Origin of the sequence: Ornithinibacillus sp. 4-3 (genome assembly GCF_040958695.1) — a bacterium.
Classification (GTDB): domain Bacteria; phylum Bacillota; class Bacilli; order Bacillales; family Amphibacillaceae; genus CALAMD01.
The window spans coordinates 3195476-3213082 of the sequence record NZ_CP162599.1 but is presented as its reverse complement, the minus strand read 5'-3'; the positions used below and the strand labels follow the sequence as shown (position 1 = coordinate 3213082).

Below are 17607 nucleotides of genomic sequence, written 5' to 3'. Positions count from 1 at the left end.
ATAGAGTGAATCTTCCAGCAGTAAAGGCTCTATCTTAGATAAATAAATCTATCTCAATATGAAATCTTACAGTCAATCAATCTGCAAGAAAAAATGAAGGAGATGCAAAATGGATAAACAAACGTTATTTATCAATGGGGAAGTCATCACAGTAAATGAAGAGAATGAAGTAAAGGAAGCGGCAGCAATTTGTGGGAATAAAATCATTGCTGTTGGATCAAATGATGAGATATTAGCTTTGAAAACGGATGAGTCAGAGATTGTTGATTTAGCAGGAAGAACATTGATGCCTGGATTAATTGATGCCCATCTGCATGTTACAACAATTGGTCTAAATACATTATCCGTTTCCTGTAAAGAAGAGCACATTGTTTCTATTGAAGATTTATTAATGGATTTAAGAAAAGCGGCAGAGAAAGAAGCCAAAGGTAGCTGGATTCGTGCTTGGGGCTATAATGACCAGAAAATGACAGAAAAGCGTTATCCGACAAAAGAAGAGCTAGATTCTGTTTCAACAGATCATCCTATTGTGGTTACTCGTGCTTGCGGACATATTAAGATGGTAAATACGCTTGCTTTAGAATTAGCAGGTATCACTAAAGATACTCCTGATCCTGAAGGAGGTATTATTGTCAAAGATGAAAACGGTGAATTAACAGGTGTCTTAATTGAAACAGCAGGAGCGCCAATTGCTAAAAAGTCAGCATTAACAGAGGAAGAATTTGATCGTGCACTAGCTATTGCTTCTGATTTATTAATTGAAAAAGGAATTACAACGATTCATGATGCATCTATTTCTAGTCCTGCTAATTTACGAGCATTGCAAAGAGCATCTTTAACTCGAAACTTAAAGCCACGTTTATATACAATGATTGGTTCAGCGGTGAATGGAGAAGCGCTTGTTGAGAAGATGCTTCAATCAGGAATTTATACAGGGTTAGGAAATGAATACTTTAAAATAGGTCCTGTAAAACTTTTCTTGGACGGTAGTAGTAGTGGTCCAACGATTTGGACAAAAGAGCCATATACAAGTGATCCTAATGATTATGGTGTCCGTTATTATGAGCAAGATTTAGTAGACGGTCTTTTTGTGGAGGCACATAAACAAGGATGGCAAATTACTGTACATGCCCAAGGAGATGCGGCAATTGACATGATATTAAGCACAATTGAGAAGGCGAATGAAGAATGTCCACGTCCAAACGCAAGACATCGAATTGAGCATGCTGGAGTTGCAACACCAGATTTAATCGAAAGAATGAAAGCCCAAGGAGTTGTTCCTACACCAAATCCGGCTTTCTTATATGAATATGGGGACGGCTATTTAAAGAACTATGGCGAGCGTACAAACCATATGTTTCCATTGAAAGATTACTTAGAAGCTGGAATCCCAGCAGCGATTACATCAGACAGTCCTGTAACAGACTTTGCGCCAATGCGCGGTATTCATAGTGCGCTAGTTCGTAAATCACAAACGGGACAAGAGGTTGGGCCAAATCAGAAAATCAATCTAACAGAAGCATTGCGTATGTATACGATTAATTCTGCGTATGCTTCATTTGATGAAGATATGAAAGGTAGTTTAGAAGTTGGTAAACTAGCAGATTTAGTTATTTTAGACCGTTCTATCTTAAATGCAAAAACAGATGAAATACTAGACATTCAAGTAGAATGTACAATTATTGACGGTGAAGTTGTTTATCAGCGTTAGAGAAAATTGAACATTTTTAACTGTTAAATATAAGTGAAGATAAAAATAACTCCATTAATTTGGGGTTATTTTTTGTTTCAACGGAACTTATTTTTAATATTATTATCCCTTTTCCGATCATAGAAAGTTATTATTTTGAATTTATTGACTTTTCATATTATATAAAATAGAATGAACAAATGTAATTATAGGATGTTAATTTGCAGTAGTTTATACAAATGTATCCAAGATCAAAACAACTAGGAAAGGATGTTAAAAGAACTATAAGGATACAAAATTTGTAGTGCAATACCCAGCAACATTATTCAACTAACTAGGAGGGTGTTTAAAATGAACGGTAGAAATATATTGATATTCATCATGGCAATAATACTTTTGTCTATTTTAGGATGTAGTCAATCAAATGATTCAACAAAAGAAAATGATGAAACACAAGTGGCTGAAAATACGGATGCTGAATTAAAAATAGCTATCACTTCTCAACCAACAACACTTGATGTACATACAACTGGAGATGCGCTTACACGAGATGTAGCTATTCATATTTATGAAACGCTGATTACGCTTAATGCAGATTATCAACCAGTTCCAATGTTAGCTGAATCTGTAGAAAAGAGTGAAGATGGAAAAACATATACATTTAAATTACGAGAAGGAGTACAATTCCATAATGGAAAAGAGATGAAAGCAGAGGATGTTCTTGCTTCTATGAACAGATGGAAGGAAAGATCAACGATTGCACAGGAGCATCTCCATGATGCAGCATTTGAAACTCAGGATGACTATACAGTCGTTTTACAATTACAAAATCCAAGATTGGATTTATTGGATCTTCTTGCTGGGCAAGATTTTTTCCCTGCAATCATGCCAAAAGAAATTATTGAAGATGCGGGTGACGATTTTGTAAAAGAATATGTTGGAACTGGGCCATTTCAATTTGTAGATTGGCTACAAGATCAATATGTCCATCTTGCAAGGTTTGATGATTATACTTTTGATGACTCTCCTGCCGATGGTTTAGCAGGGAAAAAAGAAGCACTAGTGAAGGATTTATATTTTTATAAAACACAGGATCCATCTACTTTATTAACAGGGCTTCAGACAGGAGAATTTGATATCGCGTATAGTATTGCTTTTGACCATTATGACCAGGTGAAAAACGATCCGAATTTTAATGTGTATAGTGCCTATTTCGGTACAATGAATCTCGTTTATAATAAAAAAGAGGGATTATTTTCGGATGTTAAAATGAGACAAGCTGTTAATGCAGCGTTGAATGCATCGGATATTATGCTAGGAGCATTTGCTAGTGAGGAGCTTTATGGATTTGGTTCAAGTTATATGAATGAGAAGGTTGTAAATTGGTATAGTGAGGCTGGTCAAGAGGGATTTAACCAAAATAATACGGAAAAGGCAAAACAATTGCTAGAAGAGGCAGGGTATAATGGAGAAGAAATTACATTATTGTCCAATCGAGATATACCTTATCACTATGATATTGCCGTGATTGTGCAGGAACAATTAAATCAATTGGGAATGAATGTAAATCTAGAGGTGTTTGATTGGGCTGCACATATTGAGAGACGGGATGATCCGGATTATTGGGACATCGTAACTGCTGGGATAAATTATCCGGCTGTTCCATCCACACTTGTTTCTCTTGCGCCAAATTGGCCGGGATGGACAGATGATACAAAGATTGCTGGTTTACTAGAAGAAATTATAAGTTCTGATTCCTTAAGTGAAGGGAAGGAAAAGTGGGACGAATTACAAGGATATGCTTGGACAGAGTATGTTCCGTTTACTCAATTTGGTTCGGTTCCAATTATTATGGCAGCTAAAAGTAGTATAGAAGGGCTTCAAGTAATGGATCGGCCAATTATGATGCCTTTATGGAATACTAAGGTAAATGAGGAATAAATTTCAGATCCGGTCGAAATGCTGGAAATTTGAATTGAAAATACTTCAAGGAGGTAATCAAGCAATGAGAAAAATAGGTGAACAAGAAATTGAAGATATTGCTGTTGGAGCAGCAATACTTGGAACTGGCGGTGGAGGTAATCCATATGTAGGAAAATTAATGGCAATACAAGCTGTTAAGGATTATGGAGAAATTACCTTATTAGATGTAGATGAAGTGCCTGATGAAGTATTAGTTGTACCTTCAGCGGGAATGGGAGCCCCGACAGTTTCAGCAGAAAAGCTTCCTAGTGGTGATGAAGCACAGGCAGCATTTGAAAGCTTGGAGTCATATTTAGGACAGAAGATTTATGCAACAATGCCAATCGAAGCAGGTGGAATGAATTCTATGCTGCCTTTAATATTAGGGGCGAAACTAGGCTTACCTGTTGTTGATGTGGATGGAATGGGGAGAGCTTTTCCGGAGTTACAAATGGTTACCTTCCACTTAGATGGTGTTTCTACAACGCCAATGGCTCTTGCGGATGAGCGGGGAAATTCAATTATATTGAATACGGTTGATAATGTTTGGACGGAAAGACTCGCTCGAAGTGCTACGATTCAAATGGGTGGAAGAGCAACAACAGCTATATATCCAATGACTGGAAAAGACATTAAAAAGAGCGGGATTAGAAGTATTTTGCAATTAGAGGAAGATATAGGAAAGGCCATTAGACTTGCTAAGGAGAATGGTGTGGATCCGATAAAAGAAGTATTAAAAGTAACAAATGGTTTCGAATTATTTCATGGAAAAGTAAGTGATATTGATCGAAAAACGGAAACAGGTTTTACGAGAGGTTTAGCAATGTTTGAAGGGATTCATGCATATCGAGGGGAAACACTTGAAGTTAGATTCCAAAATGAACATTTAATCGCTAAAAAAGGACAAGAATTATTATGTGTGACACCTGATTTAATAGCAGTTCTTGATGCTGAAACAGCTCTTCCTATTACTACTGAAGCAATCAAATATGGGGCTAGATGTGTTGTAATTGGTATGCCTTGCAATCCGAAATGGAGAACAGAGAAAGGAATTGCTACAGTAGGTCCAAAATACTTTGGCTATGATGTTGATTATGTGCCGGTTGAAGAGCTGATGAAGAAAGGAGCTGAATCATAATGGGAATATATCGTTTAGGAATTGATGTTGGGGGCACCCATACAGATGCAGTTATTTTAGACAAAGATAATACAATAATAGCAACAACAAAGTCACCTACAACTGACGATGTAGCGACAGGTATCAATGAAGCTTTGAAAAAAGTAGTAAATGACTCTGGAATAGCTAGAGAGAAGATAAAATATGCCATGCTTGGAACGACTCACTGCACTAATGCAATTGTTGAAAGAAAAAGATTGAATAAAATAGCGATTATACGTATTGGTGCTCCAGCAACATTGGCAGTTAAACCATTAGTTGGTGTGGCTCAGGATCTTTCGGAATCACTTGGCAAATACACATTTATTGTTCGAGGTGGCCACGAATTTGACGGTAGGGAAATTGTTGATTTAGATGAAGAACATTTATATGAAATAGCAGAGCAAGTGAAAGGAAAAGTAGATTCAATTGCAATTACCTCAGTGTTCTCTCCTGTTTCACAAGCACATGAAAATAAAGCATATGAAATTATGCGAAAGATACTTGGAGAGGAAATTTCCATTTCTATTTCATCGGAAATCGGCTCTGTTGGTTTATTGGAAAGAGAAAATGCGACGATTCTTAATGCGGCTGTTATTGATGTTGCTAAAACAGCTGCAGATGGATTTGTTAAAGCATTACATAATGAAGGAATTCAAGCTAAAGTATTTTTTGGACAAAATGATGGAACATTAATGTCCGTAGAATACGCTGTGAAATATCCAATATTTACCGTTGCATGTGGACCAACGAATTCACTTAGAGGAGCATCCTACTTAAGCGATCTTTCTGATGCAATTGTGGTTGATGTAGGCGGAACTACTTCTGATGTTGGTGTATTAGTGCAATCATTTCCAAGAGAATCTTCGATAGCAGTAGAGCTTGGAGGTGCACGGACTAATTTTAGGATGCCAGATCTCTTTTCCATTGGTCTTGGTGGAGGAACGATTATTCGTATAAAAGACGATGGAAGTTTTACAATTGGTCCAGATAGTGTTGGTTATAATTTATCCAAAGAAAGCTTAATATTTGGTGGAACCACTTTAACTGCAACAGATGTCGTAGTAGGACTAGGAAAAGCACAACTAGGTGATCCTGCGAAGGTTTCCCATATGAATCAGGAAGTTTTAAATGAAATCTATCAGAGCATGGTAGAGTTAGTAGAAGAAGCAATTGACAGAATGAAAACTAGTGCAGATCCAGTGCCAGTGATACTTGTGGGTGGAGGAAGCATCTTATTACCAGAAAAATTAGAAGGTGCGTCAAAAGTTATTCGTCCGGAACATTCAGGAGTAGCAAATGCAATTGGATCAGCTATTGCCCAAGTAAGTGGGCAAATAGAAAAGATATATGTATTAGAAGACATAGGAAGAGAGAAGGCAGTCGAATTAGCTAAAGAGATGGCTAAGCAAGAAGCAATAACCGCTGGCGCAGATCCAGATCGTCTTGTAATAGTTGATATAGAAGATGTACCGCTTGCCTATTTGCCAGGAAATGCAACTCGAATTCGTGTTAAAGCAGCTGGGGATTTAAAGGGGATCGAATAAACAGTTCTATGCTAAGACATTTTGTGTATTCACTTTCTTTTTACATTTAACATTTTGTCTAGTCTGCAATCTTTTACAAATGGTATAATGGGGGAAATGTATGATAGCGCTTTTATGGGGATGATGGAGTGCTTGATATATGTTTTTTTGTTAAAAAGCTAGAGGGTAGGAAAGAAGCTAAGATAAAATTAAGATTTTAGTTTGAAAATCGAATGATATTAAAATAAAGCGTAGGAAATATGCGTAGACTCCTATGGGAGGAAGGCCTAGGTGAGACCCCGGAGTGCGCAAGCACGAGGAGGCTCTCTAGCCGCCCATGGAAAGCGGAGTATATTTCCGGAGCGGGTATTTTGACAATTTATATTCGATAATAACCAATCTAAAACATTGTAATTTCTATCCTAAAAATAAATTTTGTTTCGAGGAGGTTTTAACTGTGAGTGGAGTTTCAGCAGCAGGAGAAAAACTAAAGAATTTTATTAATGGAGAATGGGTGGAACCACGCACCTCGCAGTATGATGCTGTGCCAAACCCAGCAACAGAAGAAATTTTATGTCAGGTACCTATCTCTACAAGAGAAGATTTGGATGACGCTGTCGCGGTTGCTAAAGAAGCATATACATCTTGGAGCAACACAGCAGTGCCAAGAAGAGCACGTATTCTTTTTAAATATCAACAATTATTAATCGATCATCAGGATGAGCTAGCTCGTCTAATTACTATCGAAAATGGGAAAGCATTTTCTGAATCCTACGGAGAGGTACAACGTGGCATTGAATGTGTGGAATTTGCATGTGGTGCGCCAACCTTGATGATGGGAGATAATCTATCAACAATTGCAACTAATATAGAATCACAAATGTTCCGTTATCCAATTGGAGTAGTGGGTGGTATTACACCATTTAACTTCCCGATGATGGTTCCATGCTGGATGTTCCCATTAGCAATTGCTTGTGGTAATACATTTGTATTAAAGCCATCTGAGCGGACACCATTACTTGCAAATCGTTTAGCTGAGCTTTTAGTAGAAGCAGGTTTACCAGCAGGTGTGTTCAATATCGTTCATGGTGCTCATGATGTTGTTAATGGATTAATTGAGCACAAGGATGTAAGAGCTATTTCTTTTGTTGGTTCTCAGCCTGTTGCAAAATACGTATATGAAAATGCTGCAAAACAAGGCAAGCGTGTCCAAGCTCTTTCTGGAGCAAAAAACCATTCTATCGTTCTTCCAGATGCAGAGTTAGATGAAGCAGTGAATCAAATTATTAGTGCTGCATATGGTTCAGCAGGAGAGCGTTGTATGGCATGTTCGGTAGTCGTGGCAGTAGGTGATGTTGCAGAGAAGCTTGTTGAGAAATTAAATAAAGCGGCAGATGATATTAAAATCGGTAATGGTTTAGAAGATGGTATTTTCTTAGGACCAGTTATCCGTGATTCTCATAAAGATAAAACATTAGGTTATATTGAAACAGGAATTGAAGAAGGAGCAACTTTAGTTCGGGATGGACGTAAAGATAAAGAAAGTGATGACGAAGGCTATTTCGTTGGACCAACTATTTTCGATAATGTTAAAACAGATATGAAAATCTGGCAGGAAGAAATTTTTGCTCCAGTATTATCTGTTGTACGTGTAGAAACATTAGAAGATGCAATCGAACTGACAAATGAATCTAATTTTGCAAATGGTGCATGCCTCTTTACGACAAATGCAAGTGCAATCCGTACCTTCAGGGAAACAATTGATGCAGGTATGCTAGGAGTTAATTTAGGTGTTCCGGCTCCAATGGCATTCTTCCCATTCTCTGGTTGGAAGGATTCATTCTATGGTGATTTACATGCAAATGGTAAAGACGGCGTGAATTTCTATACACGTAAGAAAATGATTACATCACGTTTGTAATACAGGAAAGAGGGAGAGGACTTTAAACGGGTCTCTCCTCTCTTTTCCGCAAATTTTACTTTATAAATATTCAAAAAAGTTAAAGGGGCGAGAAAAATGGGAGATCATAAAGACATATTGGAGAAAGATAAAAAATATATATGGCATGCGATGCGTCGCTATAACCCAGACGGATCATCTATCGTGGTGGAGAAAGCGGATGGCGTTTGGTTAACAGATGTTACTGGTAAAAAATATTTAGATGCAATGGCTGGGTTATGGTGTGTGAACGCAGGTTATGGTCGTGATGAGCTAGCAGAGGCTGCTTATGAACAATTAAAAACAATGCCATATTATCCAATGACACAGTCTAATATCCCAGCAATTAAGCTTGGCGAAAAGTTGAATGAATGGCTAGAAGATGATTATGTGCTGTTCTATTCAAACAGTGGATCTGAAGCAAATGAGGTAGCTTTCAAGCTTGCTCGTCAATATCATGCACACCGTGGAGAGCCTGGACGCCATAAGTTTATTGCTCGTTACCGTGCTTATCATGGGAATACAATGGGGGCACTAGCTGCAACTGGTCAAGCACAGCGTAAAATTCAATATGAACCACTTGCACCTGGATTTTTACATGTAACACCACCTGATATTTATCGTAGCCCGTATCAAGGAACGTTAGAGGAGCAAAGTATAGCTACTGCTGATGAGATTGATCGTGTGATGAATTATGAGCTATCTGAAACAGTTGCGGCAGTGATTATGGAGCCGATTATTACAGGTGGAGGAGTTATTGTTCCACATGAAAGCTATATGCCACGCGTGAAGGAAATTTGCGAAAAGCATGGCGCATTGTTAATTGCGGATGAAGTAATTTGTGGATTTGGTAGAACTGGAAAGAAATTTGGATTCCAAAATTATGGGGTACAGCCTGATATTGTAACAATGGCAAAAGGAATTACAAGTGGTTATCTACCATTATCTGTTACTGCGGTTCGTCGTGAAATTTATGAAGCATTCCAAGGAACGGAAAACTATGACCATTTCCGTCATGTAAATACATTTGGAGGAAATGCTGCTGCGTGTGCCCTGGCACTTAGAAACTTAGAAATTTATGAAGAAGAAGGCTTAATTGATCGCTCTAAGGAAATGGGAGAGAAACTTTTAGAAAAACTAGCAGACTTAAATAATCATCCACATGTAGGACATATTCGTGGAAAAGGATTATTAGTTGGTATCGAGCTAGTAGAGGATAAAGAAACAAAAGAACCAGCAAAAGTTGATAAGCTTGCAAAAGTAGTTGGTTATTGTAAGGAAAATGGTGTGCTTGTAGGAAGTAATATGGATACCGTAGATGGATTCAATAATATTTTTGCCCTTTCTCCGCCATTAAATATTAATGAAGAAGAAATTGATTTCGTCGTTAAAGTTGTTAAAGAAGCATTTGCACAAATCTAAAGAAATATATTTAACTCCAATAAGATAGCCATAGCTATCTTATTGGAGTTTTTTTATGCTACGAACTTAAATATGCCTTCATTTGACTTGCTGGATCATAAACAGTATTTCCATGACAAACCTCGAGCATTATTGGATTTAGCTGTTCTACAATAGCACTGCTTCTTATTGCTTCATCCATATCTGCAGTGAACATGGCCATAGGCTTTCGCAGTTTTCCTTTTTTAGAAGTAAAAAGATCACCTGCAAGTAATACTTGATCTAGCTCATGATAATAAGCAACATGTCCTGGAGAATGGCCTGGTGTGAGATAAGGAGTAAGGCCAGCAATTTGTTTTAGACTTCCATCTGTATTCGTTCCTAATGGTTGAACAACATCTTTTGCTACAGTTTTAACTGCCTTTTTCCTTCTTGGATAAGGAAGATTACCTGCCATGTAAGGAATTTCTTTTTGATGTGCATAAACAGGAACTTTTGTTTTGGATAATAATTTATTGATAGAGCCTGTATGATCAGAATGACCATGAGTTAATAAAATGCTTTGCAATGGACCAGCATCGAGCTTTCTAATAAAATTCATAATCGGTTTTGCCATCGTTGAAATTCCTGCATCAATGAGCGTAACTCCATCTTTATCAACTATAATCCATACATGTATAGGAATAAGAAGCCAGATTTTTAAGCTCCAAATATGTTCTGAAATCCTAGTTGCTTTCATTGTATTCGCTTCTTTCTTCGGTATTTTTTCTAAATCCCGCAATTAATATTTCTATAGAAAGATCAAAGGTTGGTGTTAGCCTATCTAGCAAAGTGTCTAAGGACTCATGCATATAGGAATAGGTAGTTAATATCCCGTTTAAGTGATAATAAAAAATCCGTGTGTAAGTTAGTAATTGTTCTCCTTTTGGAATAGATAGACAATGTTGTAATGCTTCCATTAACATTTCAAACAACTTAATTCGAAGTTTATTTATTTCCAATTCTGGCTGTGCTTCATCTACCTTTGACGACTTGGCGTTAATTAAAACAGAATACATGTTTTGATTTTCTAAACCAAAGATGATATATACATGACTAATATTTTTAAGTTTATCTAGGGAGGTTGCTTCCTCGGATTTTAAGAGCGCACTTAGCTGTGTATACAGCTTTTGCAAGGTAGGCATTGCCAGTTGATGTAATAGAGCTTCTTTATCTTTGAAATATAAATAAATGGTTGTATGAGAACAGCCGGCTTCTTTTGCAATTTCTCTCATCGTTACAGCATCATACCCTTTTATCGAAAAAAGCTTGCCAGCTGCCTTTAAAATCAAATTTTTTGTTTCTTGAGCACGTTGCTCTTTCTTGATCACCATTAAAAAAGCTCCTCTTAATATATTTAAAATTTGTACTAACCAATGGTTATATTCATAGTATATAACCATTGGTTAGTAATTGCAATGGATTTCATGAAATTTAGTATTATATGTAATAATGCTATAATATGAATATAGTATTTAAGAATGGCCCTGTATTATCTATAAAGCTAGAGTTTGATTAAGGGAATAAGTCTAAGAGTCGGAATTTTTACATAAACAGAAAGAAAAATGTAGTGATGATGAGTATAAAAATATATGAAAAGCTTATGAAAGAATTTGCTAAAAGGACAGGAGATGTAAGTAATGTCTGAAGTGGATTTAATGAAAATACGTGAATCAATTAACCTGACCTTGAACCAGCCAGGCGCACTTTTTAAAGTGGAAACAAAAGCAGAAGGTGTACTTAGTCGAAGTTATGGAGCTGTTGATTTTCAAAATATATCATATACGAGTAAAGATACATTTGAATTTTCTGATGCCGAAATAGATGGAAAAGAACAAATAGGTACTAATGAAATTCTTTCGCTTTTTCACCAAGGTGTTATCTATCATCTGATGGAAGTGGATAATCAAGATAAACAATGGACAGCTTTTGAAACAGGGAGTTCAGGCTGGGATGCTTCTCACTTAGCGCCTTTATTCTGGTTACAAGGAATAGAACAAGCAACAGTCCTGGAACCCGCTTATTTCCGATTATCAATTAATATGGAGCAATATATTGCCAAGCAACCAGCCTCTACATGTATTCAAGCAACACAGGCCTTAGAGGACAATGTTGTTGGATTATCTACAAAAACGCTTACCTGTGAATTAAAATGTGATAAACAAGGCAGGGTTGAATGGCTGTCTATTCTTATTCCGCTGGATAAGACTTCTATATCAGAAGCAGTTAGCAAGGAAGAACAGAGCACACGAACAACAATTTCTCTCCGCTTTCTTGATTCACCTCCAGTTATCATGAAACCGGATGTTAAGCATAAGTATTCAGCGCTGGAATTCATCAACTCTACGATAGAACAGGCTAAGCAGGAATTATCCATAGAGAAAAAGAAAGAAGAATAAATAATTTAGAATGATATCTGAGGAGGAAACTATATATGTCTAAGAAAAATATTCACGCAGCAGGACAATTAAATAAGAACTTTTCACCATACTTTTACCAATCGTATACTTTACCTCAGCAAGTAAAAGCGCGTTTTCCAAAATTAAATATTACTTATCCAACACCAGCCTTCACTCGTGAGGAAGGTCATTTTACTACACAAGAAGAGCTGATGAAATTTTTATATGAACTATCAGCAGATACAGAGCATATGCAGCTTGAAATTATTGGAAATTCACTAGAAGGTCGAGAAATTCCAATGGTTATCTTTACGACAAATAAAGATGAAGAGGAAATGAAGGACAAGCCAACAGTTTGGTTACAGGCGAATGTACATGGACACGAACCGGCTTCAGGGGAATCAGCTCTTGTTATTATTCATCAACTGGCTAAGGAAGCATTAGGTGAGGAAATATTACCTTATGTCAATGTAGTTGTCGTGCCTCGAATTAATCCAGATAGTGTGTTCTACCATGAACAGAAATCGCCTTTGCGAATTAATGGTAATCGTGATCATGTTCAGCTTGAAATGCCAGAATTACAGGCACTACATCAAGCGTATAATCGTTTTGAAGCAGAAGTAGTAATTGATGCCCATGAATATGATGCGGATATTGCTTACCCTCATGTAGGAAAAGAAGGGGCTTTAAAATATCATGATTTACTTATTTTATCAGGGAAAAATTTAAATATTCCAGCTGAAATTCGTTTGAAATCTGATGAATGGTTCTTACCGGATGTGTTTAGCGCTTTAGATGCAGAAGGCATTTCCAATGGTACTTATTTCACGGTTAGTCATACAGAGAATAACGAGGTCGTTGTTCATGAAGGTGGTGGAGATATAGGGATAGGGCGTAACGCGTTTGCTCTGAAACCAAGCTTTTGTTTCCTAACAGAATCACTTGGAATTAGCATTGGTCGTGAAAACTTTTTACGTCGTGTTACCAGCCAGGTCATTACACATACAAGTATTTTACGTACAACTAAGAAATATGCAGCTGAAATCAAAACATTAATAGCAGAAGCGAAGCTAGAACTGGTGGATCAAGCGGCACATGGAGAAGAAAATCGTTCTATTGTATTGCAAAGTGAAGCACAAGAAATGGAAGGACTTACAGTAGAAGCGGTAGATATTGCAACAGGTGATGTCATAGAGATCCCAGTAACCTACTATGATGAAACAGAAGCTGTTCCAACTTTAGAACGGAAATTACCTAATGCTTATCTTTTGCCGCCTGCCTATCAATGGCTTATTGAAAGGTTAGTGATGCAAGGTGTGGTAGTAGATCGTCTTGTTGAAGAAGAGGTTTTAACTGTAGAATGCTATGATGTCCATAAAATTAGTGGGAAATGTGAGCAATTAAATATCGAAACAGAAATAGTTGAACGTGAGGTAAGATTCCCGAAAGGAAGCTATGTTATTAGCTGTGCACAGCGAGCAGGGAGCTTAATTGCATTAGCATTAGAGCCAGAATCATCATACAGCTTTGTTAGTAAAAATTACTTCCATGTTGAAGCTGGGGAAGAGGTACCAATATATCGCTATTTAGGAGAAACACATACATTGTAAAAGAGATTTATGAAATAACAGGATAAGAAGAACTTCTATGAATCTCACCAAATGTCAATTTAAAATAAAATAGCGTTGCTTGTAAAAAAGATGTGAAGCTTTACCTCTTAGGTAAACTTTAGTAAGGAAAACGAAAATCAGTTTGTCTTTATAATTGATTTTCGTTTTCTCAAATCATGACGTTATAGCTTTTAAGAATTAATCGTATATTACAGCTTTACCTTGTTCACGTAACTTTTTTAAAGAGGTAAGCATATGATTTATTGCTTCGTCAGAATGCCTTTCCCATGAACTCAATTCAGCAACAATTTTCAAAGGAGATTTAGATCTATAAGAACGTGTGGGATTTCCAGGAAATCTTTTGTCAGTTAAGTTTGGATCATTTTCAAAATCACCTAATGGTTCTACAATATAAATTCTTTCTTTTGAATTAGCTTTTGCTAATTCAGCACCCCATTTAGCAGCATCTAATGTTGCAGTAAAATATATATAGTTAGCTTTTTTATCTTGGTAATTAGACAAGTGTTGTGATTCTAATAAGTCTCCAATTTTTAGTTCTGCTTTAGTACCATGGAAAAACGGGCCGCTATCTAAGAGCTCTTTTTTTTCATTCATACTGATCTCTCCCCATATTCTTAAATTTATGTATAAAATTATAGTGCAGGAATTATAAATATATAAGTCTATAAATTATTTCGAATTTATAATACAATATAAGTAGAGGCAATGATATCGGGCAATAATTACTTTTTTTAGACTTTGATTGCCCAGCTTTTTTGGTCTGTTATCAAGCTTTGTATTTAAAAAGTGACTAAAAGTTAAACCAGATGTTCTAAGCTGACGGTTTTTTTGTCGTATGCGAATACCCATTTATAATGAATAATTTATGATTAAATATCCATTGGCTGATTAATTCAGCTAATGGATATTTTTCTTTCCAGAAAATAAATGCTGAAATAGGTTTTGTATATTTATACTACATAAATAAGTGATAAAACAGATGAAATAATTTAAAAAATTATAAATATACCCTTGATTTTATTTTTATGCACTATATAATAGAAAAATATCATTAATTTATTCAAAATAATTCATGTGAATAATCAAAATAAGATGGAATAAACCTAACACTAATTTGCATAATAATGCATAAACATAATGAAAATTGTATAAAAATAAAAAAGGGAAGTGATTTTTTGACAACTGTAAAGCAACTGAAAATGAAATTATACGATTTACAAGGAAATGATTTTTTAACATTAGCGGATTACTCAAAAGAAGAGTTAATGTATCTTATTGAGTTAGCAATTGATTTAAAGGAAAAGCAAAAGCTCGGCATTCCCCATCGTTTATTAGAAGGAAAAACATTAGGGATGATTTTTGAGAAATCTTCTACAAGAACGCGTGTATCTTTTGAAGCCGGAATGTTTCAGCTTGGGGGGCATGCATTATTTTTAAGTAAAGATGATCTGCAGATGGGTAGAGGAGAAACAATTGCAGATACGGCAAAGGTTCTTTCTCGTTATGTGGATGGCATGATGGTTCGTACGTTTGCACATTCTATTATCGAAGAGCTAGCAGAGAATGCAACAGTTCCAGTTATTAATGGATTAACAAATGAATATCATCCATGCCAAGTGCTTGCTGATTTAATGACTATTTATGAGAAGAAGGGAAGCTTTGAAGGAAAGAAATTAACCTATATTGGCGATGGGAATAATATGGCACATTCCTTAATGATTGGAAGTGCAATTATGGGAATGGATTGTGTTATTACAACACCAAAAGGTTATGAAGTAGATCAGTCGATTTTTGCCAAAGCGCAGGAGCTAGCAGGGAAATCAGGAGCAAAAATTGAGCAAACACATGATGTAGTGGCAGCATGTAAAGATGCAGATGTGATTTATACAGATGTGTGGACGAGTATGGGCTGGGAGGACGAGAATGAGAAGCGTTTAAAGGATTTTGCAGATTATCAGGTGAATGAAGCCTTAGTTCTTCATGCAAAAGATGATTATTCCTTCTTCCATTGCTTGCCAGCTCACCGTGAAGAAGAAGTTACGGCAGCAATAATTGATGGACCAAACTCTGTAGTGTTTGATGAAGCAGAAAATAGATTACATGCACAAAAGGCAATTTTAGCTTCCATTATGTAAAGGGAAAAGATTAGAAGCGAGGAACAATAAATTCCTTACTTCTAATCTTTTAATATTTCTGCTAAATATTGAGTTCGATTTTCCAAGAAGTATTTAGTAATTATATAATGACTAGTGTCTTGATATAATGTCTCTTTTAATCCTTCTTCCGTAAATTCAATTAAAGCTGCATCAGGAAAACCTAGTAAGATTGGTGAATGTGTAGCAATGATGAATTGGCAATCCTTTTCTTTAGTTAAGTCATGAAGGATTCTTAAAAATGTAAGCTGGCGCTGCGGTGATAAAGCAGCCTCAGGTTCATCTAATAAATAAATTGCCTTTTTGCCAAAGCGATTTTTGAATAACGAGAGAAAAGATTCCCCATGTGATTGATGATGTAATGATTTTCCACCATAATGCTTTAAGCTATCAGCACCTTCTATTTCATCTAGATAAGAAGCAAAATGATAAAAAGTTTCTGCACGGAGGAAAAAACCATTTGTTATTTTAGGCATCCAGGATAATCGGATAAAGTCTCCAAGTGCCGCATCTGCCTCATGCACCTCATATACGTTATTACGCCCGCCACCTGCTGTATGAAAGCCACATTTATCTGCGATTGCTTCAAGTAAAGTTGATTTCCCTGAACCATTTTCTCCAACAAAAAAAGTAATTGGCTTTGTTATTTTCAGTTCCCCTAAATGATGAATGGAAGGAATGGTAAAAGGATATTTTTGATAAGAAGGAACTTTGTCACGTAATAAAGTAATCTTTTTCAAAAACAAATGATCACGTCCTACTTTTTCTTCTTTTTGTATCGATCATCAAAAATTTCTTCTAATAAAAAGAGAAGTACACTAATAATAATTTCTATATGTAATGGAACATGAATGGACGTCATAAATTCATCAGCAGTGTATAGCGCTAACCATGTGCAAAAGGAGTCAATCACCATGCGTCGGATAAAACTAGACAGCTTACTTTCTACTTTTGGTGTAGAAGCCCAAATGACTAATTTGGAGACGCCTTCCAAAATAAGACTAATCCCAATAAATAATAAAACGAATAAAAATAATGATGTATAAGATTCATAGATTACATCTGTTAACTTGAAGAACCCCATAAATGCTAGAAATATAATCCCTACAAAGATTGTAAGGATAAAGATAACTAATAAGCCAATGGAAAATTTACTGATAATATTTTTTTTCATAATAAGCCAAGCCTTCTTTGATGTATTAGTATTTAACTGTAGCATATTTGAATTTAAACGAAAAGTGTAGTGAATCAACCTGTTTTGTGCACTTTTATTGGCTTTGTATCATCTATAAAACTTTTGCTAAAACGGTAAATGCTTCACCAATTAACTTTCTAAATAAATGATTCCTAACAATGCATAATTTAATAGATCTTCAATAACTTCTTAGTAATTAAACTTCAAAGTTTTTTCAGAGATTAAAAAAGTATAAATGTTTTGCATAAATTTGTTCTTTAAATTTTTCTCTAATGTTTGTTGTCATCTATTCATATACTGTTTTACCAACTGCTTATAGTGAAATAGCTTTAAAAATCTATCAATTAGATATTCTATGTATTAGGAGATTATTTCATAAATAAGCAACTATCTCATTATCATAATCTCCTTACAAGTGTTGATAAACTTAATTTTACCTATATTTGATTTTAGAGATTAGAGCGATTTTCATAAAAAGCAATTTTAATAATATTATGATAAAATAAGTGAGAATAA

At 35.8% G+C, this 17607-nt stretch carries 14 protein-coding genes; 9 read left to right on the top strand and 5 right to left on the bottom strand.

From position 1 onward, the window contains the following. Positions 1-109 precede the first annotated feature (109 nt). The 6 genes from AB4Y30_RS15665 (at position 110) to AB4Y30_RS15640 (ending at position 9695) form a co-directional block, all read left to right on the top strand. Positions 110-1711 carry an amidohydrolase gene (locus tag AB4Y30_RS15665; protein WP_368653112.1) on the top strand — a complete coding sequence of 534 codons (1602 nt, stop codon included), beginning with the start codon at positions 110-112 and terminating at the stop codon, positions 1709-1711. 330 nt (positions 1712-2041) lie between these two features. Further along, positions 2042-3631, top strand: a complete 1590-nt coding sequence (locus tag AB4Y30_RS15660) for an ABC transporter substrate-binding protein (protein ID WP_368653111.1) — start codon at positions 2042-2044, stop codon at positions 3629-3631. Between the two features lie 64 nt (positions 3632-3695). Continuing rightward, positions 3696-4790, top strand: a complete 1095-nt coding sequence (locus AB4Y30_RS15655; protein WP_368653110.1) for a DUF917 domain-containing protein — start codon at positions 3696-3698, stop codon at positions 4788-4790. Beyond that, on the top strand, positions 4790-6355 hold the full coding sequence (locus AB4Y30_RS15650; protein WP_368653109.1) for a hydantoinase/oxoprolinase N-terminal domain-containing protein: 1566 nt from the start codon (positions 4790-4792) through the stop codon (positions 6353-6355). Before AB4Y30_RS15655 ends, AB4Y30_RS15650 begins: the two co-directional genes overlap by 1 nt. A gap of 436 nt (positions 6356-6791) precedes the next feature. Then, positions 6792-8255, top strand: coding sequence for a CoA-acylating methylmalonate-semialdehyde dehydrogenase (locus AB4Y30_RS15645; RefSeq protein WP_368653108.1), 1464 nt, complete (start codon positions 6792-6794; stop codon positions 8253-8255). A gap of 96 nt (positions 8256-8351) precedes the next feature. Further along, positions 8352-9695 (top strand): aspartate aminotransferase family protein, encoded by a 1344-nt coding sequence (locus AB4Y30_RS15640; protein ID WP_368653107.1) that lies wholly within the window; start codon positions 8352-8354, stop codon positions 9693-9695. A gap of 58 nt (positions 9696-9753) precedes the next feature. Here AB4Y30_RS15640 and AB4Y30_RS15635 read toward each other — a convergent pair whose 3' ends face one another. Further along, positions 9754-10413 carry an MBL fold metallo-hydrolase gene (locus AB4Y30_RS15635; RefSeq protein WP_368653106.1) on the bottom strand — a complete coding sequence of 220 codons (660 nt, stop codon included), beginning with the start codon at positions 10411-10413 and terminating at the stop codon, positions 9754-9756. Then, on the bottom strand, positions 10400-11047 hold the full coding sequence (locus AB4Y30_RS15630) for a TetR/AcrR family transcriptional regulator (protein WP_368653105.1): 648 nt from the start codon (positions 11045-11047) through the stop codon (positions 10400-10402). Before AB4Y30_RS15630 ends, AB4Y30_RS15635 begins: the two co-directional genes overlap by 14 nt. Before the next feature lie 306 nt (positions 11048-11353). On the opposite strand from AB4Y30_RS15630, the gene AB4Y30_RS15625 reads away from it, so the two are divergent. Together AB4Y30_RS15625 and AB4Y30_RS15620 are read left to right on the top strand one after the other, a co-directional pair. Continuing rightward, the gene (locus AB4Y30_RS15625; protein WP_368653104.1) at positions 11354-12112 is read left to right on the top strand and encodes a hypothetical protein; all 759 of its coding nucleotides are present in this window, start codon (positions 11354-11356) and stop codon (positions 12110-12112) included. 35 nt (positions 12113-12147) lie between these two features. Beyond that, entirely contained in the window at positions 12148-13722 is a 1575-nt protein-coding gene (locus tag AB4Y30_RS15620) for a M14 family metallocarboxypeptidase (protein ID WP_368653103.1), read from the top strand. Between the two features lie 198 nt (positions 13723-13920). Here the strand turns inward: AB4Y30_RS15620 and arr are convergent, their stop codons facing one another. After that, complete coding sequence (arr, locus tag AB4Y30_RS15615; protein ID WP_368653102.1) at positions 13921-14337, bottom strand: NAD(+)--rifampin ADP-ribosyltransferase; 417 nt, start codon at positions 14335-14337, stop codon at positions 13921-13923. Positions 14338-14942: 605 nt separating this feature from the next. Between arr and argF the strand changes: the two genes are divergently transcribed. Further along, positions 14943-15878 (top strand): ornithine carbamoyltransferase, encoded by a 936-nt coding sequence (gene argF / locus AB4Y30_RS15610; RefSeq protein WP_368655242.1) that lies wholly within the window; start codon positions 14943-14945, stop codon positions 15876-15878. A gap of 41 nt (positions 15879-15919) precedes the next feature. Here the strand turns inward: argF and AB4Y30_RS15605 are convergent, their stop codons facing one another. Further along, on the bottom strand, positions 15920-16642 hold the full coding sequence (locus tag AB4Y30_RS15605) for an AAA family ATPase (protein ID WP_368653101.1): 723 nt from the start codon (positions 16640-16642) through the stop codon (positions 15920-15922). A gap of 11 nt (positions 16643-16653) precedes the next feature. Further along, complete coding sequence (locus AB4Y30_RS15600; RefSeq protein ID WP_368653100.1) at positions 16654-17070, bottom strand: YrvL family regulatory protein; 417 nt, start codon at positions 17068-17070, stop codon at positions 16654-16656. Positions 17071-17607: the final 537 nt, after the last annotated feature.